Here is a 21,721-nt window from a genome sequence, read left to right on the forward strand (position 1 = left end):
AGGCACAATTATTATTAACCATACAATAGATTAGGCGGACTTTCGGAGCTGTCTTTTCTACGTTATAACTATAGTTAATAAGTGATTACTATGATATCTTGTCACTACATTTTCATTAGGGTAGGCACATAGCGGTGTCTGCCCTGTTTTTTTATGTTATAATATGTAATACATGCAGCCCTTATATTTATTTCGTCAACCACTCAAGCATGTCCATGGGTGGTTATTTATATAACAAAATATTTATAAGAGTATTAACTTGTAATAATATAGATTAGTGTTAGTGTGTAGATAGAAGTAGGAACCCGTCCTACTTCTTCTATTAAACAACAGTAAATCCAACAATTTATCCACTGTGGGAAGTGGAGTTTTATTATATTTATCCAGGTGATTGACAAGTTTATCAATCATATAGCCAGAGTATTCACTATTTCCTTACTCTATAACGAATTATAGCCACCCAACTTGTCACTGGGTGGTTATTTTTTACATAAATAAACCCACCAATTGAGGTGGGTCACGTGTCAAATACGTGTCAAAATGTTTCTGTTTCTTTCCATTCCGTTCTAAAGTATATACACTAAAATCCTTTAGTTATACGTTTTTCGATTATATTCGAAAGTATACAAATGCCCTCCCAGGACACTAATGCATAGAATTACACCAAATTCTATAACATATACTTAACCAAGAACGTTGATATGTCAGCGTTCTTTTTATTTTGTCTAAAATTATATTTTTATATGTTTTATAATTTTTGGTCACATGGTGGTTACAAAATTTGTATGCGTGGCCACAAATATGGTTACGACATATTTGCATTTCTTAATTTTTTAGACTCTTTGTCAAAGAGGACTGATACCATTTTTGAGATTAGGCAATATTAGGTTGCTTAATCTCTTTTTTGATTGAAGAAGTATAAAGCCGTGAAGTTAGTAAGATACGATTACGCAAATTATCATGATTTTTATATCCAAACGATATTCATTTAATAAGTTTAACTTTATTATTGATACCTTCTATTGGAGCATTGCTCATATTAGGGTATTTTAATGATAATTGATAATTTTAATGGCATTCGCCACTTTTTGCATAACCTGTAGCGAAAAGGACCCTAATATAGAAGGGCACATTCACAAAGTAGATAGCTATGAATAATTACTATACTTATATGAACAAACTGTGTTACGTAAAGTTAATTTAAAAGATATTATGGAGATAAAATAGAGAGTAATATGAATAAATCTCAAATTACTATTTTTAATTTACTTATTAAATTTAATAAGTTAAACTTAGGGTACACGCCTTAGGGCGTTAAGGAAATAATGAGTTTCTTCTCTTACATGCCCTTTGGCGTGGAGGAGAACGCAACTCCTTATAATCCTGAGGTCCTCTTAATTGGGGGCCTTTTTTAATTTTTAAGTATCATTTTTACGTTCAATAAAAATTTGTATAAAAAGTTATTGTTTTTTAAGTTTAATTGTAAAGTAAGTAGAACATTATTATTGAATCATTAATTGATAATATCCTAAACGACACCTCTAAATCCCTGCTATTACTTTAGGTTCCGCTATCTTTTGTAATAGTATAGATATTTCTAAAAAAGTATATTTTTTATTTCTGTTTATTGATTTTTTCACCTTTAAGTTTGAGAAAAAATGGCAGGGGATACTACAATTACATCTCCAAATATTATTTACACTTAATCAGATTACCATATCTTCTGTTTATTATTTTTTAAGTATCCCGCTTTTATTAATAATTAGGGGATGTTTTAGTGTGCAAAAAATTATTACATATAAAACTAGATTAATTTAAAAGATACTGTGGAGATAAAATAAATCTACCGATTAATGTGCGTAAAAATAATGGACACAATACGGCTACAAAAACACATTCACAAAGACTATAAAGCTATTTGCTAAATCCTTCTCAGGAGAGTGTATGGCTCTCCCCCATTATATATCGTTAAATAAAACGTTGATATAACAGGACTTTATTATGTCTCGATAAACATTCAAAGTGAAAATGTTACTAAATTAAAAAATAATGGAATATTATATGATGAACTATCAGATGTAATGGGGAAAGTTAAGAAGAGATTAAAAAGAAAACATACGAATTTTCAAAAAGTTAGGTGCTTTGACAAGATTAGAAAAGATAGAATTAACTAACATTACATTAGAGAGTAAAATCAAAAATAAAACTAAAATTATTAGAATAAACTACTAAATTAAGAGGGGTCAGAGCCTATTGTTAATAAGTGAAAAATTATAATTTAAGATGTAAAATAGGATAGTTTCTACCTTGACCGTCTTTTTGAGATTCTTTATATTTTTTAAATCCATTTTTGGCATAAAATTTTACAGCGTTATGATTGTCTTTGTTGACGTCAACGTAATGTACTTTGTTTTCTTGAATGAGATATTGAAGTATTTCTGTTCCATACCCATTTCTAAAATATTTAGGATCTATAAAAAGCATTTCTAAGTTTTTTTCGTTTGTGCCTGAAAAACCAATTGCTTCTTTATCATTGAACCATAAATAAGCTTTTACATATTTGAAATAAGTTGGAATTTCATTTTTTAATTCCAAAATATCTTTTTCTTTTAAAAAGTCATGTGTTGCAATTACAGATTTTTCCCATATTTCTAATGCTTTTGGATAATCTTTTTCCTGAAGTTTTATTTTGGATAAATGCATATTTCTGGCTCCTTGTTTTTACTTTTTATTTTGATATTCATTATAATAAAATTAACTTAATAAGCAAACCCATAAATCAAGGTAAGAAAGTGTTAAATCGCACGCGCTTTCGAAATACGTTTTAATAAAAATAAATGGGGGCCTTTTTTCGGGGTATCTTTTTTGTTATAAATCCCTATTTTATAAAGCGTTGGTATTTTTTTGGAAGTAAATTTAATGTATTATGGGGTTTGTCGTTTTTTACCGTTAAGTTTAAAGGAGGTTCATAAATTTGGAACAAAAAAATCCAAATTTAAATAATAGAAAACTATCTGCAGTTTTTATTTTTAGTATAATTATAACTGCAGTTTTTGTGATACTAGGCGCAATATTTCCTAACCAATTTAATAAAGTTGGATCAAGTATTACATCTTGGATAACTGAATATTTTGGTTGGTATTATATGATTATAGTAGCAGTAATGATATTTTTCTGTATATTTTTAATTTTTAGCCCGATTGGAAAATTAAAATTAGGAAAACCAGGAGATAAACCAGCTTTTAATACTATCTCGTGGTTTGCAATGTTATTTAGTGCAGGTATGGGTATTGGGCTTGTTTTTTATGGTGCAGCAGAACCGATCAGTCATTTTGCTAACCCAGCTACAGGCGACCCTAAAACAACACATGCTTATACTGAAGCTTTAAGAGGTTCATTTATGCAGTGGGGTTTCCATGCATGGGGCGTGTACGGTATAGTAGCACTCGCTTTAGCTTATTCTCAATATAGAAAAAATGAACCTGGTCTCATTTCGAGAACTTTACGACCTATTTTTGGTAATAAAGTAGAGGGACCAATAGGAACAGTTGTTGATGTGATTGCAGTATTTGCAACTATAGGCGGTGTAGCTGTTTCATTAGGTTTAGGTGCTTTACAAATATCAGGGGGACTTAGTTATTTATTTGATATTCCCAACAATATTACTACGCAAGGTATTGTAATTGTCATAGTGACATTCTTATTTCTTAGCAGCGCATGGTCAGGCTTGAATAAGGGGATGCAATATATTAGTAACATAAATATTGGACTTGCAGGAATAATACTTATCATTGTATTGATTATTGGACCTACCGTTTTGATTTTAAATATGTTAACTACTTCAACTGGAGAATATTTAAACACGTTCTTATATAATATGTTTGATACAGCGCCATTAAATGGTCAAAAACATCAGTGGATGTCACAATGGACATTTTTCCAATTAGCATGGTGGATTAGTTGGAGTCCCTTTGTAGGTATATTTATAGCGCGTGTATCTAAAGGACGTTCAATAAGAGAATTTGTTTCAGGTGTCTTATTAGCGCCAGTGTTAGTGAGTATAGTTTGGTTTTCTGCTTTTGGTGTACTTGGTATTGAAACAGCTAAAAGTCATCCGAAAATATTTGATATGCCTTCTGAAACAGCGCTGTTTGGTGTTTTTGATGCAGTACCATTAGGATTTGTACTATCAATTATTACATTAATATTGATTGTTACGTTTTTCGTCACATCAGCTGATTCAGCGACATTTGTTTTAGGTATGCAAACTACGTTTGGATCATTAAATCCATCAGTGACAATAAAAATTATTTGGGGCTTAGCCCAAGCCTTAATTGCGTTTGTATTACTCTTTTCAGGTGGAAACAATGGATTGAGCGCATTACAAAATATGGCGATTATGACTGCATTGCCTTTCTCAGTTATAATTATACTGATGATGATATCCTTCTATAAAGATGCTAACAAGGAACGGAAGTTTTTAGGGTTGACTTTACAACCTAACAAAAAACGTATGGAAAGTTATTTGAAAAGGAACCAAGAAGGCTACGAAGAAGAAATTATTGAAAGAAGAAAAGCAACTAGGAATTCAGAATGATAACTATCTTTCTATAATAAATAGGCGTATTATTTACATCCCTAAGGATAATTGAACAAATTAATAAATTGTTATGCTAATATAATTTGGTATTATTGGTTTGTTTTCTTGATATGAGCATTTCTTTATAATATGAAATAAAGGCAGTCGTTAATTCGGCTGCTTATTTTATTTTGTATGTAAAAAATCTTATTTATCACTCAAATGTGTCGTATATTTGTATATTTGTATATTTGAGGATGAACTATGGTTTATAGCCCCAGTAAGCCGTGCATAGAATTTAAAAATATGTGTTCTTTTTACTTTGTTTAAAATTATGTTTTTGTATTTTACAAATTTTAACCAAGAAGGGTACACGTCCCGAAAATTGATTTAATATACTTCTTGTTATTTTGAGGCTTTTTATAAATAATTCCATAGAATTTTTAGAATACAGATTTCTATATTTATGCGCTGTTAATTATACCAATGGCTTTTTTGTTTCTTTCTTCTAAGCTAAGTTTAATAAAATTACTGGGCGCCAGTTGTTACAGATATATTTTTGTGACTGATACTTGTATACCATATATTAAAATATTTTGGTTAATCAATAAATCAAGGATACTAACTAAAAAGTCTGCTGTTTTGACATACTATTGCTGCTGATTTAGCAGTGTTTTATTATAAAATGAAGTGAGTAAATTAAAATAAATACACAGGAAATATAATATAAGAGTCATAGCATAGATGATTAATTATTTATAGTTCATAATTTAAATTGCATAGTATTCAAGCTATAAATATGTTATGTAGATTTAAAATATATGTTTTACTCTAGTGATAAGTGGTATATATTAAATAACTATAAGGTCACTTGATTCGATGATTAATTTGCGCAAGCGCTACTTCAGTTTGAAGTGGCGCTTTTTTATGAAATTTTAATTTGAATTTTGGGCGTTTAATTTTTTATTAAACAATTTATCTTTGAAACTTCTCGTATAAAAGCCTATTTTAACTTTGCCGCTGAGCAACCCACCCATCTTCGTCTCCAGCAACCAAATCATTTTTGTATAAGTATTAACTATTATTTTAGTGTGCGAAAACGCTTACAAATATAATTTGGCGGGGATCCAATACGTGGATACATATAACGTCATTTGATTATGTAGTTTGTGTACCTGTATTTTAACACTATAAGTTTGAGCCAAAATAGCAATCACAAATTTATCTTTATTAATTAATGTGTCATAGCTATCTTGTAAATTGTTTTTTATAAATAGCAGCTCGTGCATTTGGATTATTATTTATATTTCTGATTAATTTATAAGCATTATAGTATTATTAGTTTATTTGTGAATCAAGTGCTAGTTTATATATTTTTAATAATTGGTTTTCAAAAGGGATAAAATCATTTTCTATATCGTTCGTACGCGTATTTAATATCTTCAATTGAGATTGAATACAATCAGTTTTTACATAAAATAAAGTTAAAAGTAGTGAAAATGATTAATAATAAGGATAATGATTTTACAAAATTGAATTGCGAAAAATTCAATTAGGCAGTCAAAACTGTCTCGAAAAATATAATTAAATACAGTTATTACTTCTTTTCAACGAAGTATGAATAAAAACCCAATGAGATTATTAATTGTTCTATAGTATAGATAACAAACGATACTTAATTCAAAAAATAACAATATCGTTTAAAACATAATAATCAGTCATAAGCATGTATCTTAAGTAAGGAGTGTTTATAATGGAAGGTTTATTTAGCGCAATTAAAGAAACAGTACAAGCAGGTATTGCGGGAGATGGTGCAAAATTAGGTACAAGTATTGTAAGCATCGTAGAAAATGGCGTAGGTTTAGTAAGTAAATTATTTGGATTCTAGTTTTAACATAAAAAAATTATAAATATAAAGGGGAGCTCAATCATGGCTAAATTAGCAGAAGCAATCGCAAATACAGTACAAGCAGCAAAATCAGGTAATGGTTCAGAATTAGGATCAAGCATTGTTGACATTGTATCGAGCGGAGTAGGCTTAGTAGGTAAATTATTCGGATTTTAATATATAGATTTTGGAAAAATTAAAGGAGAGATTTTAAATGGAAGGTTTATTTAACGCAATTAAAGAAACAGTACAAGCAGGTATCGCAGGAGATGGTGCAAAATTAGGTACAAGTATTGTAAGCATCGTAGAAAATGGCGTAGGTTTAGTAAGTAAATTATTCGGATTTTAAATTTAATCACTCATATGGACTGGCCAGGGTAATAACCTTGGCCTTTTTTGTTTGTGCTTGTCTAATTATGGTAAGATGTAATCGAATTCTATTATTATATTGAAGATTTGGTAATAAGTAATTAAACAAAGAATTTGAAATACGGGAAGCAGGGATAAAATGAAAAACAATTGTTTACTTATTGATTTTGATGATACTATTGTCGATTTTCATGATGCAGAAGCTTATGCATTTCACACGTTAACAAAAAAATATAACTTACATACGGATTCTAATGATTTGAAAAAATTCATGTCTGTTAATCAAGCTCATTGGGAAGCTTTTCAACAAAATCGATTAACTAAGGAAGAAGTGTTAAGCAAACGCTTTGAAGCGTATTTTGGTTTACATCACATTAACGTTAATGGCCAAGAAGCGGATGTGATTTTTAGAGATGAACTCGCAAGTGCACCAATAAAGTATTTTATGAATACTGTAGAAACGCTTAAAGCCCTTAAAGACACACATGATATGTATATCGTTACAAACGGCGTTTTAGAAACACAAGAAAGGAGAATAGGAAGAACTGAACTAGGTAACTGGTTCAAAGGTGTATTTGTTTCAGAACAAACAGGTTATCAAAAACCAATGCCAGAATTCTTTGATTTCGTGTTTAATGAGATTGGTGAAGAAAAAAGAGAGTGTGCAATGATTGTGGGTGACTCGATCACATCAGATATATTAGGTGGCATCAACGCTAATATTAAAACGTGTTGGTTTAATCCAAGAAATAAGTTGAATGAAACTGATATCAATCCTGATTTCACAATTGATTCGCTCGATCAATTATTGAAACTGACAAAATAAAAAAGCTGAGATATCAATGATACCCTAAGCTTCAAAAATAAATAGACTATGGATAACTAAACCTGGAGATGTGCTTTAACGTTTACTTCCTTTTTTAGTCACCATAGTCTGAGTGTGACGATAAATCATTTTATAAAATTGCGATTTTTGTCATATTTTTTATTTAGGTTTACTTAACCTCCCAAAGATTGAAATAATCCATTTAAGCGGTTAATAACTTTTAACGTGTTACTTTAAATTTATATATGTTGTTATATTTTATTTATGTTATACAGCATGGCTATGGTGTCCAAATCAGTACATCATGGCCGTCTTTATTTTGTAATTCAATATCTTTGAATCCTTGTTTAATAAAGAAGTCTTTTGATTGGTTACGTGCAATTACTTTAATAGGCTGGCCTTGTTCCTTAGCAAAATCTAAAAGTGCCTTACCATAACCGCGTCCTTGGAAATCGCGTAATACTTCTAATTTCCATAGTACGTTATAGTCATCAAAATCAGAGAAATATACTTCTTCGACTTCCCCTTTACGGTATAAAGCCATACGTGCGCCTAACCTGTCGCCAACGTATATACCATAAAATGGTGAGTCTGAACTAGCATCAATCATTTCTCCACGCAGCTCATCTACTAAATATAAATCTTCATTTCCGAAGTTTCTGAAATCTTCGAATAATTCATCTGTTTTATAATTAATATCAAGACGTTTTACATTACTCACTGTAGCTTCCCCCTTTGCGTTATTACTTATTATTATACCTTATTTTAATAGATATTTCACAAAAATGAATGCTTAAAACATTTTGTTTATTATTAAAATCAAATTGTTATCGTCTGTTACGCAAAGTAAAATTATTTTTGTTACATGAACAATAACTTCGAACAATATCTACTATTAATAGCAAAATAACTTGAATTTTATTAATATTATAAGCCGTAAAATTGTCAACGTTGAATATAAACTTTATACTAAATAGGAATAGAGTAACATAAGGAGAATTACGAATGGATTGTATAACAACGAAACTTAATGAAAAAGATCAATTTATACCAAAAATAAAAAATAGTGATTCCACTTTAGCTAAATATTACCACTTTGATGCAATGGATAAAAAGCATTATGAAGAAAGATTATTTTCAGAAAGTAATGGTAGAGAAACAGCGCTTGCTGATATTATTGAACGCTATATGAGTGATTTATCATTAGATAATCAACAAGTTGAAAATTTAAAAGCGCTTAGTGACGGTGCGAAAGTTGTGATTGGTGGACAACAAGCTGGTTTGTTTGGAGGTCCTTTATACACATTTCATAAAATATTCTCAATCATTACATTAAGTGAAAAATTATCAAATGATTATGATACACACGTCGTGCCTGTGTTTTGGATTGCTGGTGAAGATCACGATTTTGAAGAAATCAATCATACTTATGTATTTAATGAACAAAAGGCGAAGTTACAAAAAATTAAGTATAGTACTATGACGCCACCAGAATCTAGTGTCTCAAAGTACACGCCAGACAAAGCAGAATTACATAAAGCGTTGAATCAGTTTTTTAAAGAATTAAAAGAAACATCATCTTCTAAGCAATTATTAAACATGTGTAGAAATATCATCGATAACTATGATGGTTGGACGGATATGTTTAAAGCGTTATTGCATGAAGTTTTTAAGGCTTATGGTGTGTTGTTGATTGACGCTGATTATAAAGCGTTGCGTCAGTTAGAACAGCCACTTTTCAAAAAAATGATAGAAAATCACCAAGATGTGGACGACGCATTCAGACAAACACAAGCTCAAACGATTGATAGCGGTTTGGAGCAAATGATCCAAACTGATACAAATGTACATTTGTTTATCCACGAAGATAACATGAGACAGTTGCTGACTGTTAAAGATGGTCAATTCTATTTAAATAAATCGGAGAAGGTGTTATCGAAACAAGCAGTGCTCGATATAGTTGAAAAAGAACCTGAAAGATTTTCAAATAATGTGGTTACTAGGCCAATCATGGAAGAATGGCTATTTAACACAGTAGCGTTTGTCGGCGGACCAAGTGAAATTAAGTATTGGACTGAATTGAGTGAAGCCTTTCGAATATTAGAAGTTTCTATGCCTATCGTATTACCACGTTTAAGAATCACTTATTTAAACACTAGAATTGAAAAGTTGTTAGATCAATACCATTTGGATAAAAATAATATTATTGAAAAGGGCGTTACTGAAGATAAAGATAAATTTATAAGGGCGCAAGCTTCTCAATCATTTATTGACCAAATTAAATCGTTGAGTGAACAGCAAAAGTCTATATATCAGTCTCTTCAAACAGAAGTAAAAGGAAATCACGATAACGAAGTGCTATTGAGTAAAAATAATGAGATTCATCAAAACCAATTTGATTATTTACTGAAGAGATACCTATTAAATATTGAGAGAGAAAATGATATTAGCATGAAACACTTTGAAGAACTCAGTGAGACTCTCCATCCTATGGGTGGGCTCCAAGAAAGAATTTGGAATCCACTTCAAATTATGAACGATTTTGGGATAGATGTGTTCAGTCCCTCCACCTATCCACCACTTTCTTACACATTTGATCATATATTAATTAAGCCTTAGAGCGACAAGGGGAATACCCGATTCATCAACTAGATGAATCGGGTGTTTTTTTCTATAATTCAAGAAATTTTGGTGAAAATTGTATAATTAGTGGAGGATAGTGGTGAGATGTGGTAAATTATATATATGAGAAGGTGAGGTGATTATAAATGTTCATGGGTGAATACGAGCATCAATTGGATACAAAGGGACGTATGATAGTTCCTTCCAAGTTTCGTTATGACTTGAATGAACGATTTATAATCACCCGAGGCCTTGATAAATGTTTATTTGGTTACACTTTGGAAGAATGGCAAGTAATTGAAGAGAAGATGAAGACTTTACCGATGACTAAGAAAGACGCGCGTAAGTTTATGCGTATGTTCTTTTCAGGTGCTGTTGAAGTAGAACTGGATAAACAAGGGCGTATTAATATTCCACAAAATCTGCGGAAATATGCCAACTTAAATAAGGAATGTACAGTAATAGGTGTCTCAAATCGTATTGAAATTTGGGATAGAGAAACTTGGAACGATTTTTATGATGAATCAGAAGACAGTTTTGAAGATATTGCTGAAGACTTAATTGATTTTGAATTTTAAATGGAGGCGTTAAATTGTTTCATCATGTCAGCGTAATGCTAAAAGAAACTATCGATGAGTTAAATATTGAAGAAGATGGCATATATGTCGACTGTACTTTAGGTGGAGCAGGACATGCACTCTATTTATTAAATCAACTCGGTGACGAAGGTAGACTGATCGCAATTGACCAAGATACAACAGCGATTGAAAATGCGAAAGAAGTATTGAAAGACCACATACATAAAGTTACTTTCGTCCATAACAACTTTAGAAAATTAACTGAAATTTTAGATGATTTAAATATTGAAAAAGTAGATGGCATTTATTATGACCTAGGTGTGTCTAGCCCCCAATTGGATGTACCTGAAAGAGGATTTAGTTATCATAATGATGCCAAATTGGATATGCGTATGGACCAATCTCAACCATTATCAGCTTATGAAGTGATAAATGAGTGGCCGTTCGAAAAATTAGTTAGAATTTTCCATCGTTATGGAGAAGAAAAATTTTCGAAACAAATTGCAAGACGCATTGAACAAAACAGAGCGCAAAAGCCTATCGAAACAACATTAGAACTTGTAGATATTGTCAAAGAAGGTATTCCAGCTAAAGCAAGAAGAAAAGGTGGGCACCCTGCGAAAAGGGTTTTTCAAGCAATTAGAATCGCAGTTAACGATGAGTTATCTGCTTTTGAAGATTCTTTAGAACAAGCAATTGATTTAGTTAACGTAGATGGAAGAATCTCTGTTATTACCTTCCATTCATTAGAAGATCGACTTTGTAAGCAAATGTTTCAAGAATATGAAAAAGGCCCAGAAGTCCCAAGAGGACTGCCTATCATACCGGAGGCTTATACACCTAAATTGAAACGTGTTAATCGAAAACCGATTATAGCTACAGATGAAGATTTAGAAGAAAATAACCGAGCACGTAGTGCGAAGTTACGCGTAGCAGAAATATTAAAATGAGGAGTGAATATTGAGTGGCAGTAGAGAAGATATACCAACCATATAATGGAGCGGAGCAGCATATTCCAGAATCACAACCATCGACCCGCCCAGAGAGACATCCCAAGACAGTCAAGCGTAAAGTAATTGTTAAGCTAACTAAGTTTGAAAAGATGTTATACATAGGACTTATAACAGTAATTGCTTTAATAAGTATTTATATGCTATCTTTAAAAATGGATGCGTATGAAACTCGAGAAAAAATTGCAGATTTAGATACAAAAATTGAAAAACAATCAAGTGAAAACAGTGCAATAGAATCTGAAATTAAAAAGAACTCCTCATATGAACGCATTTACGAAAAGGCAAAAAATGATGGAATGAGCCTTAAGAACGATAATGTAAAGGTAGTGCGTAATAATGGCGAAGCGAAGAATTAAATTAAAAAAGCCAAAATTTTCAATCAAAAAAAGTAAAATAGGGGCAGTCCTACTCATCCTTGGATTTGGACTGCTCTTTTTTACGTTGGTTTTAAGATATTCATATATTATGTTGACAGGACACTCTTCTGGTGAAGATTTAATTATGAAAGCAAATGAAAAGTACTTAGTAAATAGTCAACAACAACCAGAAAGAGGAAAGATTTATGATAGGAACGGCAAAGTTTTAGCTGAAGATGTTGAAAGGTATAAAGTGGTCGCTGTAGTAGATAAAAAAGCAAGTGAAGGTAGCGACAAACCTAAACACGTAAAGGATAAAAAAGAAACCGCTAAAAAACTTGCTACTGTTATAGATATGTCGGCCAAAGATATTGAAGAAAAATTAAATAACAAAAAAGCATTTCAGGTTGAATTTGGTCAAAAAGGTACAGATTTAACGTACCAAGAAAAAGAAAAAATTGAGAAAATGAATCTTCCTGGTGTGATGTTATATCCAGAGACTGAAAGATTTTATCCTAATGGAAACTTTGCATCACATTTACTAGGTATCGCTCAAAAAGACCCTGACAGTGGAGAATTAAAAGGTGCGTTAGGTGTTGAGAAAATCTTTGATAGTTATCTTTCGGGTCAAAAAGGTGCCTTATCTTATATTCATGATATTTGGGGTTATATTGCCCCGAATACTAAAAAAGAAAAAATGCCTAAACGTGGAGATGATGTTCATTTAACACTTGATTCCAATATACAAGTGTTCGTAGAAGAAGCACTTGATGGCATGGTTGAGCACTATAAACCGAAAGATTTATTTGCTGTCGTGATGGATGCTAAGACTGGTGAAATACTTGCGTTCAGTCAAAGACCAACATTTAACCCAGAAACAGGTAAAGACTTTGGTAAAAAATGGGCTAACGATTTATATCAAAATACGTATGAACCTGGTTCAACATTTAAATCTTATGGTTTAGCAGCAGCAATCCAAGAAGGTAAATTTAAACCAGATAAAAAATATACAGCCGAACCTCGAGAAGTTATGGGGTCTAAAATATCTGACTGGAACAAAGTAGGTTGGGGTGAAATTTCAATGTCACTTGGTTTCACATATTCATCCAACACACTTATGATGCACTTACAAGATTTAGTTGGTTCAGATAAGATGAAAGAATGGTATGAAAAATTCGGCTTTGGTAAATCTACAAATAGTATGTTTGATGGTGAAGCAACTGGTGATATTGCTTGGGATAATGAAGCACAGCAAAAAACCTCTGCATTTGGTCAGTCTACAACAGTAACACCAGTACAAATGTTACGTGCACAGTCAGCTTTTCATAATGATGGGAATATGCTTCAACCGTGGTTCGTTGACAGCGTAAGTAATCCTGTTACTAAAGATACTTTTTATAAAGGTAAGAAGGAATACGCAGGAAAACCTATTACAAAAGATACAGCTAAGAAAGTGCGAACTGAATTAGATAAAGTAGTTAATAGTGAAGATAGCCACGCTAAAAACTATCAAATAGATGGTTATGATGTTGCTGGTAAAACAGGTACAGCACAAGTGGCGGATTCTGACAATGGTGGTTATGTTGAAGGTGAAAATCCATACTTTGTAAGTTTTATTGGTGATGCGCCTAAAGATGACCCTGAAGTCATTGTTTATGCGGGCATGAGTTTAGCTCAAAAAAATGATCAAGAAGCATATGAAATGGGTGTAAGTAAGGCTTTCAACCCAATTATGGAAAATACTTTAAAATATTTAAATGTAGGGGAAAAGGATTCAAAAGATGGCTCTGATGTTAAATATAGTAAAGTACCAGATGTACAAGGTCAGGAAACCCAAAAAGCACAAGACAAGATGAATAGTAAGTCACTTGAACCAATTGTGATTGGAAGTGGTGATAAGGTTGTAAAACAATCTGTAACATCAGATAAAGAAGTACTGCCAAACAGCAAAGTTTTACTATTAACTGATGGAGATATCACTATGCCAGACATGACTGGTTGGACGAAAGAAGAAGTACTTGCATTTGAGACATTAACTAATACAAAAATCACAACTAAAGGTAGTGGTTTTGTTTCAGAACAATCAGAAGCAAAAGGTCAAAAAGTTAGCAAAAACGATAAGATTGAAGTAACCTTCACTGCCGAAAAAGTCAATGGTGAGTCTTCAAGCTCGTCATCCAACAATGACTCTGAAGATGATGATAAAGACGATTCGAACAAAGATGATAAGAATGAATCAAAAGATAAATCAGAAGACAAATCCAGTGATGATTCAAAAACTTCTGATTCAAGTAGTGACAGTCAAAATGAATAAATACTTTCTTGATGTCTGACTTCAATTAAAAAACATGTTAAAATATTTAATTTGAAATTAGCACGAGGTAGTATGATAGGTTATCGGTAATAACAGTGGTATTGTGCGTCTGTTTAACCGATAATACTGCTATCTCGTTACATAATATATAAGCTGCACTAAGCATTAACGAAATTAATCCAATTTAATATTTAAAGGAGCATAATATGGTTTATTTACTAGCAATCATTGCATTACTAATAACATTTATATTAGTCCCTGTTTTGATACCAACACTTAAAAGAATGAAATTTGGACAAAGCATTAGAGAAGAAGGTCCTCAAAGTCATATGAAAAAAACGGGTACACCAACTATGGGAGGATTGACTTTTTTATTAAGTATTATCATCACTTCTATATTAGCTATTATCTTTATGGATAATGCAAATCCAATAATATTATTGTTATTTGTAACTATTGGTTTTGGTTTAATCGGTTTTATTGATGACTATATCATCGTTGTTAAGAAGAACAACCAAGGTTTAACTAGTAAACAAAAGTTCCTTGCACAAATTGCTATTGCAGTTGTTTTCTTTATATTAAGCCAAGTGTTTAATTTAACGGATTTTTCAACTGGAATTCATATTCCATTTACTGATGTAGAAATTCCGCTTTCTATTGCATATGTCATTTTCATAGTATTTTGGCAAGTAGGTTTTTCAAATGCGGTTAATTTAACAGATGGATTAGATGGGCTATCAACGGGTCTTTCTATCATTGGATTTATTATGTATGCGTTAATGGCTTATATTCAAGGTGCTACTTCTATTGGTTTATTCTGTGTCATTATGATTTTTGCATTGCTAGGTTTCTTACCGTTTAACCTGAACCCTGCAAAAGTATTCATGGGGGACACAGGTAGTCTAGCGCTTGGTGGGATATTCGCTACAATTTCAATTATGTTAAATCAAGAATTATCTCTTATATTTATTGGTTTTGTATTTGTAGCTGAAACACTATCAGTGATGATTCAAGTTACATCATATAAACTTACAGGCAAACGAATTTTCAAAATGTCACCGTTACATCATCATTTTGAACTCGTAGGTTGGAACGAAAGAAAAGTGGTTACTGTATTTTGGACAGTTGGTATTATTTCAGGTCTTATTGGTTTATGGATTGGAGTGAATTAAATTGCTGAAATATACAGGTTTAGAAGATGAAAATGTATTAGTAATCGGGTTAGCGAAAAGTGGTTATGAAGCTGCTAAGTTATTACAGGGACTGGGGGCCAACGTCGTCGTTAACGATGGTAAAGACTTAAGTCAAGATGCACATGCAATTGATTTGGAAAATATGGGTGTCAAAGTAGTTGGTGGTCAACACCCATTATCTTTACTTGATAACGAGCCGTTAATTTTCAAAAACCCCGGCATACCTTACACTGTGCCTCTGATCCAAGAGGCGCAACACAGAGGGTTGAAAATACTTACTGAGGTAGAATTGAGTTACTTAGTTTCTGAAGCGCCAATCATAGGAGTCACAGGTACAAACGGAAAAACAACGGTGACGTCACTAATTGGAGATATGTTTAAAAAAAGTAGGATAACTGGTAAATTATCAGGAAACATTGGTTATGTCGCTTCAAAAGTTGCGCAAGAAGTAAAGGCAAATGATTATCTAATAACAGAACTATCTTCGTTTCAGTTATTAGGTATTGACCAATATAAGCCACATATTTCTATTATAACGAATATTTATTCTGCCCATTTAGACTATCATGAAACCTTAGAAAATTATCAAAATGCGAAAAAACAAATATACAAAAATCAAACAGAAAATGATTATTTAATATGTAATTATCATCAGCGACACCTTATTGAATCCGAATCATTAAGAGCCAAAGCATATTATTTTTCGCCCCACCAAGAGGTTGATGGCATTTATGTGAAAGAAGGTTATATTACCTTTAAAGGTTTTCGCCTCATTCATAAAGATGATTTAGTATTACCTGGAGAACATAATTTAGAGAATATTTTAGCTGCTGTATTAGCCGCTTTATTAGCCGGTGTTTCTGTAAGAGCAATCATTGAAAGCTTGACAACATTCTCAGGAATTGAACATAGGCTGCAATATGTAGGGTCAAATAAAACAAATAAATATTATAACGATTCCAAGGCTACTAATACATTAGCCACACAGTTTGCGTTAAATTCATTCGAACAACCTATTATTTGGTTGTGTGGCGGTTTGGATAGAGGCAATGGATTTGATGAATTAATTCCATACATGAACAACGTCAGAGTGTTGGTTACCTTTGGGGAAACACAAGATAAATTTGTGAAATTAGGTGAAAACCAAGGGAAATATGTAATAAAAGCAACAGATGTAGAAGATGCAGTCGATAGAGTACAATCGGTTATTGAACCTAATGACGTTGTATTATTATCGCCAGCTTGTGCAAGTTGGGATCAATATAATACGTTTGAAGAGCGCGGAAATCGATTTATTAAACGTTTTCAAGCGCACTTACCTTCACTTTAAAGGGCGTGAAAATATATGTCAGATAAAGTAAGTGAATTTGACTCTGAATATTTAAAAGAGAAGCGAGCAAAACGTCGCAAAAAACAAAAACAAATTCAATATTCAGTGTTTGGTTTATTGTTGTTTGTGATACTGCTCATTCTTATTTATATGTTCACTCCATTAAGTAAAATTAATTCAGTGAAAATTGAAGGAAATGATAATGTATCTCAAACTTCAATTGAAAAAGCAATTAACGTTAAAGACGATTCTAGAATGTATACTTATAGTACTTCAAAAGCGATAAAAAACTTAAAGAAAAATGAATTGATTAAGGACGCAGAAGTTACTAAGCAACTACCAAATAAATTGAATGTCAAAGTGACTGAGAATCAAATTGTTGCCTTGACCAAAAAGAAAGATAAATACGTGCCCATACTTGAAGATGGTACAGAATTAGAAAATTACGAAGATGGCAATGTGACAGATGATGGACCGGTTTTAGAAGGGTTTAAAAAAGAGAAAAAAGATAAAATTATTCAAGAACTCGCAAAAATGTCTGCAAATGTAAGAGGTATGATTGCAGAAGTAAAATATGACCCACAAGAAAATTTGCAAAACCAAATTAAGTTATTTACAACAGATGAAATTCAGATAGTAGGGAATCTAAACACAATCGCAAATAAAATGAAGTATTACCCACAAATGTCACAATCACTAGAACGCGATGAATCAGGCAAATTAAAAAAATCAGGTTATATCGATTTGTCAGTAGGAGCATCTTTCATACCGTATAGTGGAGGAAGTACGACTAAATCAACAAGTGATCAAAATGTAGATAAAGGAAATTCAGAAGAAGATAAGGCAAAAGATGAGTTACAAAGTGCATTAAATAAGATTAATAAAGAATCAGACAAAAATAATTAAAAAATTTAGACAAATACATGTGTTTATAGTTCACAAGCATCAAAACGTATTGTAAACTGTTAATAGTGTGAACATGAATAAGTTATTGTCAGGAGGTGCCTATCTATGGAAGAGCATTATTATGTAAGTATAGATATCGGTTCGTCAAGCGTTAAAGCGATAGTAGGCGAGAAATTTCACAATGGAATAAATGTGATAGGTACAGGACAGACCTACACAAGTGGGATTAAAAACGGTCTCATTGATGACTTTGATATTGCAAAACAAGCGGTCAAAGACACAATTAAAAAAGCCTCTATTGCTTCAGGTGTCGATGTGAAAGAAGTATTTTTAAAACTTCCTATCATAGGAACTGAAGTATTTGATGAATCAAATGAAATAGAATTTTATGAAGATACAGAACTTGACGGTACACATATTGAAAGTGTGCTTGAAGGTATTCGTGAAAAAAATGACGTGCCTGAAACAGAAATTATAAACGCTTTCCCAATTAAATTTATAGTAGATGGAGATAATGAAGTATCAGATCCTAAAGAACTGATTGCAAGACATAGTTTGAAAGTCGAAGCTGGTGTCATTGCGATTCAAAAATCAATCTTAATAAATATGATTAAATGTGTAGAATCTTGTGGTGTAGATGTATTAGATGTTTATTCTGATGCATATAACTATGGCTCAGTTCTTTCAGCAACTGAAAAAGAACTTGGCGCATGTGTGATTGATATTGGCGAAGATGTAACACAATTGGCATTTTATGAGCGAGGAGAGCTTGTTGATGCTGATGCTATAGAAATGGCTGGAAGAGATATAACAGAAGATATAGCGAAAGGCTTAAATACATCATATGAAACAGCTGAAAAAATCAAACATCAATACGGGCATGCTTTCTTTGAATCAGCATCTGACCATGATGTATTCACAGTTGATCAAGTGAATAGTGAAGAAGAAGCACAATTCACTCAAAAAGATTTGGCAGATATAATCGAAGCACGTGTTGAAGAAATATTCTTTAATGTCTTTGATGTGTTACAAGAATTAGGGTTAACGAAAGTGAATGGCGGTTTTGTTGTAACTGGTGGTTCAGCTAATTTATTAGGTGTTAAGGAATTGTTACAAGATATGGTGAGTGAAAAAGTGAGAATTCATACTCCATCTCAAATGGGTATCAGAAAACCTGAGTTCTCTTCAGCGATTTCAACGATTTCTAGTAGCATTACTTTCGACGAATTACTAGATTATGTTACAATTAATAATCATGACAGTGAAGAATTCGAAGAAGAAGTCATCGAATCAAATGATCGAGAAAATAGTACGAAGTCAAGCGGATTTGATTGGTTCAAAAAGAAATCAAACAAACAAGAAGAGCCACATACATCAACTTCTGATTTAGAAGAACCAGAAGCGTCTGAGGCATACGAAGAAGAAGTCAATGTTGAACAAGACGAAGATCGTAAACCTCAAGACAAAGAAGAAGGTAAGTTCAAAAAACTTATGAAATCTCTATTCGATTGATTGGCCACTAAAACTAGGAGGAAATTTAAATGTTAGAATTTGAACAAGGATTTAATCATTTAGCGACGTTAAAAGTCATCGGTGTAGGGGGCGGCGGAAATAACGCTGTTAACCGAATGATTGACCATGGTATGAATAATGTTGAATTTATTTCAATCAATACGGATGGACAAGCTTTAAACTTATCTAAAGCTGAGTCTAAAATCCAAATTGGTGAAAAGTTAACACGTGGTTTAGGTGCTGGTGCAAACCCTGATATTGGTAAAAAAGCTGCAGAAGAATCCCGCGAACAAATCGAAGATGCCATTCAAGGTGCTGACATGGTATTCGTAACAGCTGGAATGGGTGGCGGTACTGGTACAGGTGCAGCGCCGGTTGTAGCAAAAATTGCAAAAGAAATGGGAGCGTTAACAGTTGGTGTTGTGACGCGTCCGTTCGGTTTCGAAGGTCGCAAACGTCAAACGCAAGCTGCTGCTGGCGTAGAATCAATGAAAGCTGCAGTAGATACATTAATCGTCATCCCTAATGACCGTTTGTTAGATATTGTTGATAAATCTACACCAATGATGGAAGCATTTAAAGAAGCAGATAATGTTTTACGTCAAGGTGTGCAAGGTATTTCAGACCTTATCGCAGTTTCAGGTGAAGTTAACCTTGACTTTGCAGACGTTAAAACAATTATGTCTAACCAAGGTTCTGCTCTAATGGGTATCGGTGTTTCTTCAGGAGAAAACCGTGCTGTAGAAGCTGCTAAAAAGGCCATTTCTTCACCATTACTAGAAACTTCTATCGTTGGTGCGCAAGGCGTGTTAATGAATATTACTGGTGGAGAATCACTATCATTATTCGAGGCACAAGAAGCAGCAGATATTGTTCAAGATGCGGCTGATGAAGATGTTAACATGATCTTCGGTACTGTAATTAACCCAGAATTACAAGATGAAATTGTAGTAACTGTAATTGCTACAGGCTTTGAAGATAAACCTTCATCTCAAGGTCGCAAAGCTTCAAATACTGGATTTGGTAGCAGCGCAACATCTGGAAATACTTCTGGAAAAGAAGACACATATGCGTCAAGTTCATCAAGCGCTTCTCAACCAGCAGATAATGCAAATGAAAGCAGAACACATACTACAAATGAAGATGATATTCCTAGCTTTATCAGAAACAGAGAAGAGAGACGTTCTAGAAGAACTAGACGTTAATAATAGATTGACTTCTTCTTCTTGTTAGTTTTTCATAATTATTAATATTTATTTAGACAACATAAAATATAAAGATGTCATCAGGTCCAAAGATCTGATGACTTTTTTGAATTAAAAGATTGTCATATTATTTAAGCGATATATATCATTGGGGGAAATGCTATTTTAAACTTTTAAAGTCGCCCAAATGAAGTAAGTGTTGGAACAGCTGGAGGTTTATAACATGCAAGATAAATTTATCAAAGATCGTCATATACTCAAATATGACGATGAACAATTAAATCATGTGAAATTGGGTATAACAACAAGAGAAGACGGATTAAGCGATTATCCAAGAAATGCATTCAATATGGCAAGATATATTGACGATAATCAAGATAACATTACAAAACATCAAGAATTATTAGCTTCTATAATTCAATTTCCAAGAGAGCAATGGGTTTTTCCGATTCAAACACATGAAAATCGAGTGGTTGAAGTTAATCAAGAAGACAGAGGCGCCAACATCGACTGTCTTACTCATGAGTTACATGGCGTAGATGGTTTTTATACCTTTGAAAAAGACGTTTTACTTACAATGTGCTATGCAGATTGTGTACCTATTTATTTTTACAGTGAAAAACATCAATATATAGGTTTAGCACATGCAGGTTGGAAAGGCACAGTTGGACAAATTGTTAATCAAATGGTGAAACATATACCGTTTGATTTAAATGATTTGAAAGTTGTTGTTGGGCCAGCGACCTCTAATTCTTATGAAATCAATGATGACATCAAGCATCAGTTTGAGGATTTACCGATTGATATCCATCAGTATATAGAGACAAGAGGTAAAAATCGTCATGGCATTGATTTGAAAAAAGCAAATGCTATGTTATTAGAGCATGACGGTGTTCCAAAAGATAATATTTATATTACAAATTATGCGACATCAGAAGATTTATCTTTATTCTTTTCATATAGAGTTGAAAAAGGCGATACAGGTCGTATGTTAGCTTATATTGGTCAATAACAAAGAGGTGTGTAGAAA

Annotated in this window: 18 protein-coding genes and 1 pseudogene; 16 read left to right on the forward strand and 3 right to left on the reverse strand. The window is 32.5% G+C overall.

Features of this window, described 5'->3' with window-relative positions:
* Positions 1 to 873: 873 nt before the first annotated feature.
* Both KA894_RS14680 and KA894_RS04910 read right to left on the reverse strand, forming a co-directional pair.
* A pseudogene (locus tag KA894_RS14680) lies at positions 874 to 1,041 on the reverse strand (transposase); the annotation flags it as partial.
* Positions 1,042 to 2,271: 1,230 nt separating this feature from the next.
* Positions 2,272 to 2,703, reverse strand: coding sequence for a GNAT family N-acetyltransferase (locus tag KA894_RS04910; RefSeq protein ID WP_103373263.1), 432 nt, complete (start codon positions 2,701 to 2,703; stop codon positions 2,272 to 2,274).
* 271 nt (positions 2,704 to 2,974) lie between these two features.
* Between KA894_RS04910 and KA894_RS04915 the strand changes: the two genes are divergently transcribed.
* From KA894_RS04915 to KA894_RS04935, 5 genes are all read left to right on the forward strand, one after another.
* Entirely contained in the window at positions 2,975 to 4,597 is a 1,623-nt protein-coding gene (locus KA894_RS04915; RefSeq protein WP_096810352.1) for a BCCT family transporter, read from the forward strand.
* A gap of 1,735 nt (positions 4,598 to 6,332) precedes the next feature.
* On the forward strand, positions 6,333 to 6,467 hold the full coding sequence (locus KA894_RS04920; protein WP_096810351.1) for a beta-class phenol-soluble modulin: 135 nt from the start codon (positions 6,333 to 6,335) through the stop codon (positions 6,465 to 6,467).
* Between the two features lie 42 nt (positions 6,468 to 6,509).
* On the forward strand, positions 6,510 to 6,644 hold the full coding sequence (locus KA894_RS04925) for a beta-class phenol-soluble modulin (RefSeq protein WP_096810350.1): 135 nt from the start codon (positions 6,510 to 6,512) through the stop codon (positions 6,642 to 6,644).
* A 37-nt stretch (positions 6,645 to 6,681) separates the two neighbouring features.
* Positions 6,682 to 6,816, forward strand: coding sequence for a beta-class phenol-soluble modulin (locus KA894_RS04930; RefSeq protein ID WP_096810349.1), 135 nt, complete (start codon positions 6,682 to 6,684; stop codon positions 6,814 to 6,816).
* 159 nt (positions 6,817 to 6,975) lie between these two features.
* Complete coding sequence (locus tag KA894_RS04935) at positions 6,976 to 7,662, forward strand: YjjG family noncanonical pyrimidine nucleotidase (protein WP_210133807.1); 687 nt, start codon at positions 6,976 to 6,978, stop codon at positions 7,660 to 7,662.
* A gap of 280 nt (positions 7,663 to 7,942) precedes the next feature.
* On the opposite strand, the gene KA894_RS04940 is transcribed toward KA894_RS04935, so the two are convergent.
* Complete coding sequence (locus KA894_RS04940) at positions 7,943 to 8,383, reverse strand: N-acetyltransferase (protein ID WP_096810347.1); 441 nt, start codon at positions 8,381 to 8,383, stop codon at positions 7,943 to 7,945.
* A 284-nt stretch (positions 8,384 to 8,667) separates the two neighbouring features.
* Here KA894_RS04940 and bshC point away from each other — a divergent pair, with 284 nt between their 5' ends.
* The 11 genes from bshC (at position 8,668) to pgeF (ending at position 21,703) form a co-directional block, all read left to right on the forward strand.
* Entirely contained in the window at positions 8,668 to 10,281 is a 1,614-nt protein-coding gene (gene bshC, locus KA894_RS04945; RefSeq protein WP_115342232.1) for a bacillithiol biosynthesis cysteine-adding enzyme BshC, read from the forward strand.
* A 149-nt stretch (positions 10,282 to 10,430) separates the two neighbouring features.
* The gene (mraZ, locus tag KA894_RS04950; RefSeq protein ID WP_096810345.1) at positions 10,431 to 10,862 is read left to right on the forward strand and encodes a division/cell wall cluster transcriptional repressor MraZ; all 432 of its coding nucleotides are present in this window, start codon (positions 10,431 to 10,433) and stop codon (positions 10,860 to 10,862) included.
* 14 nt (positions 10,863 to 10,876) lie between these two features.
* Positions 10,877 to 11,812 carry a 16S rRNA (cytosine(1402)-N(4))-methyltransferase RsmH gene (gene rsmH / locus KA894_RS04955; RefSeq protein ID WP_119487928.1) on the forward strand — a complete coding sequence of 312 codons (936 nt, stop codon included), beginning with the start codon at positions 10,877 to 10,879 and terminating at the stop codon, positions 11,810 to 11,812.
* Between the two features lie 14 nt (positions 11,813 to 11,826).
* Positions 11,827 to 12,231 (forward strand): cell division protein FtsL, encoded by a 405-nt coding sequence (ftsL, locus tag KA894_RS04960; RefSeq protein WP_096810343.1) that lies wholly within the window; start codon positions 11,827 to 11,829, stop codon positions 12,229 to 12,231.
* On the forward strand, positions 12,212 to 14,545 hold the full coding sequence (locus tag KA894_RS04965; RefSeq protein ID WP_107644078.1) for a penicillin-binding protein: 2,334 nt from the start codon (positions 12,212 to 12,214) through the stop codon (positions 14,543 to 14,545). The genes ftsL and KA894_RS04965 overlap by 20 nt, the downstream gene beginning before the upstream one ends.
* A 206-nt stretch (positions 14,546 to 14,751) precedes the next feature.
* Positions 14,752 to 15,717: a phospho-N-acetylmuramoyl-pentapeptide-transferase gene (gene mraY / locus KA894_RS04970; RefSeq protein WP_096810341.1), complete on the forward strand. Its 966-nt coding sequence runs from the start codon at positions 14,752 to 14,754 to the stop codon at positions 15,715 to 15,717.
* Position 15,718: 1 nt separating this feature from the next.
* Positions 15,719 to 17,068 carry a UDP-N-acetylmuramoyl-L-alanine--D-glutamate ligase gene (murD, locus tag KA894_RS04975; RefSeq protein ID WP_119487927.1) on the forward strand — a complete coding sequence of 450 codons (1,350 nt, stop codon included), beginning with the start codon at positions 15,719 to 15,721 and terminating at the stop codon, positions 17,066 to 17,068.
* Positions 17,069 to 17,083: 15 nt separating this feature from the next.
* Complete coding sequence (locus KA894_RS04980) at positions 17,084 to 17,974, forward strand: cell division protein FtsQ/DivIB (protein WP_096810339.1); 891 nt, start codon at positions 17,084 to 17,086, stop codon at positions 17,972 to 17,974.
* A 105-nt stretch (positions 17,975 to 18,079) separates the two neighbouring features.
* Complete coding sequence (gene ftsA, locus KA894_RS04985) at positions 18,080 to 19,486, forward strand: cell division protein FtsA (protein ID WP_103372924.1); 1,407 nt, start codon at positions 18,080 to 18,082, stop codon at positions 19,484 to 19,486.
* A gap of 29 nt (positions 19,487 to 19,515) precedes the next feature.
* Positions 19,516 to 20,691, forward strand: coding sequence for a cell division protein FtsZ (ftsZ, locus tag KA894_RS04990; RefSeq protein ID WP_096810337.1), 1,176 nt, complete (start codon positions 19,516 to 19,518; stop codon positions 20,689 to 20,691).
* Between the two features lie 223 nt (positions 20,692 to 20,914).
* Positions 20,915 to 21,703: a peptidoglycan editing factor PgeF gene (gene pgeF / locus KA894_RS04995; protein WP_115342227.1), complete on the forward strand. Its 789-nt coding sequence runs from the start codon at positions 20,915 to 20,917 to the stop codon at positions 21,701 to 21,703.
* Positions 21,704 to 21,721: the final 18 nt, after the last annotated feature.

It is taken from the genome of Staphylococcus sp. GDY8P131P (assembly GCF_017891975.1).
GTDB classification, from domain to species: domain Bacteria; phylum Bacillota; class Bacilli; order Staphylococcales; family Staphylococcaceae; genus Staphylococcus; species Staphylococcus nepalensis.

Bases quoted from the DNA above. Each gene is read 5' to 3' on its own strand.
- KA894_RS04910 (WP_103373263.1), bottom strand. From the start codon at position 2,703: ATGCATTTATCCAAAATAAAACTTCAGGAAAAAGATTATCCAAAAGCA.
- KA894_RS04920 (WP_096810351.1), top strand. From the start codon at position 6,333: ATGGAAGGTTTATTTAGCGCAATTAAAGAAACAGTACAAGCAGGTATT.
- KA894_RS04925 (WP_096810350.1), top strand. From the start codon at position 6,510: ATGGCTAAATTAGCAGAAGCAATCGCAAATACAGTACAAGCAGCAAAA.
- KA894_RS04930 (WP_096810349.1), top strand. From the start codon at position 6,682: ATGGAAGGTTTATTTAACGCAATTAAAGAAACAGTACAAGCAGGTATC.
- KA894_RS04935 (WP_210133807.1), top strand. From the start codon at position 6,976: ATGAAAAACAATTGTTTACTTATTGATTTTGATGATACTATTGTCGAT.
- bshC (WP_115342232.1), top strand. From the start codon at position 8,668: ATGGATTGTATAACAACGAAACTTAATGAAAAAGATCAATTTATACCA.
- mraZ (WP_096810345.1), top strand. From the start codon at position 10,431: ATGTTCATGGGTGAATACGAGCATCAATTGGATACAAAGGGACGTATG.
- KA894_RS04965 (WP_107644078.1), top strand. From the start codon at position 12,212: ATGGCGAAGCGAAGAATTAAATTAAAAAAGCCAAAATTTTCAATCAAA.
- mraY (WP_096810341.1), top strand. From the start codon at position 14,752: ATGGTTTATTTACTAGCAATCATTGCATTACTAATAACATTTATATTA.
- KA894_RS04980 (WP_096810339.1), top strand. From the start codon at position 17,084: ATGTCAGATAAAGTAAGTGAATTTGACTCTGAATATTTAAAAGAGAAG.
- ftsA (WP_103372924.1), top strand. From the start codon at position 18,080: ATGGAAGAGCATTATTATGTAAGTATAGATATCGGTTCGTCAAGCGTT.
- ftsZ (WP_096810337.1), top strand. From the start codon at position 19,516: ATGTTAGAATTTGAACAAGGATTTAATCATTTAGCGACGTTAAAAGTC.
- pgeF (WP_115342227.1), top strand. From the start codon at position 20,915: ATGCAAGATAAATTTATCAAAGATCGTCATATACTCAAATATGACGAT.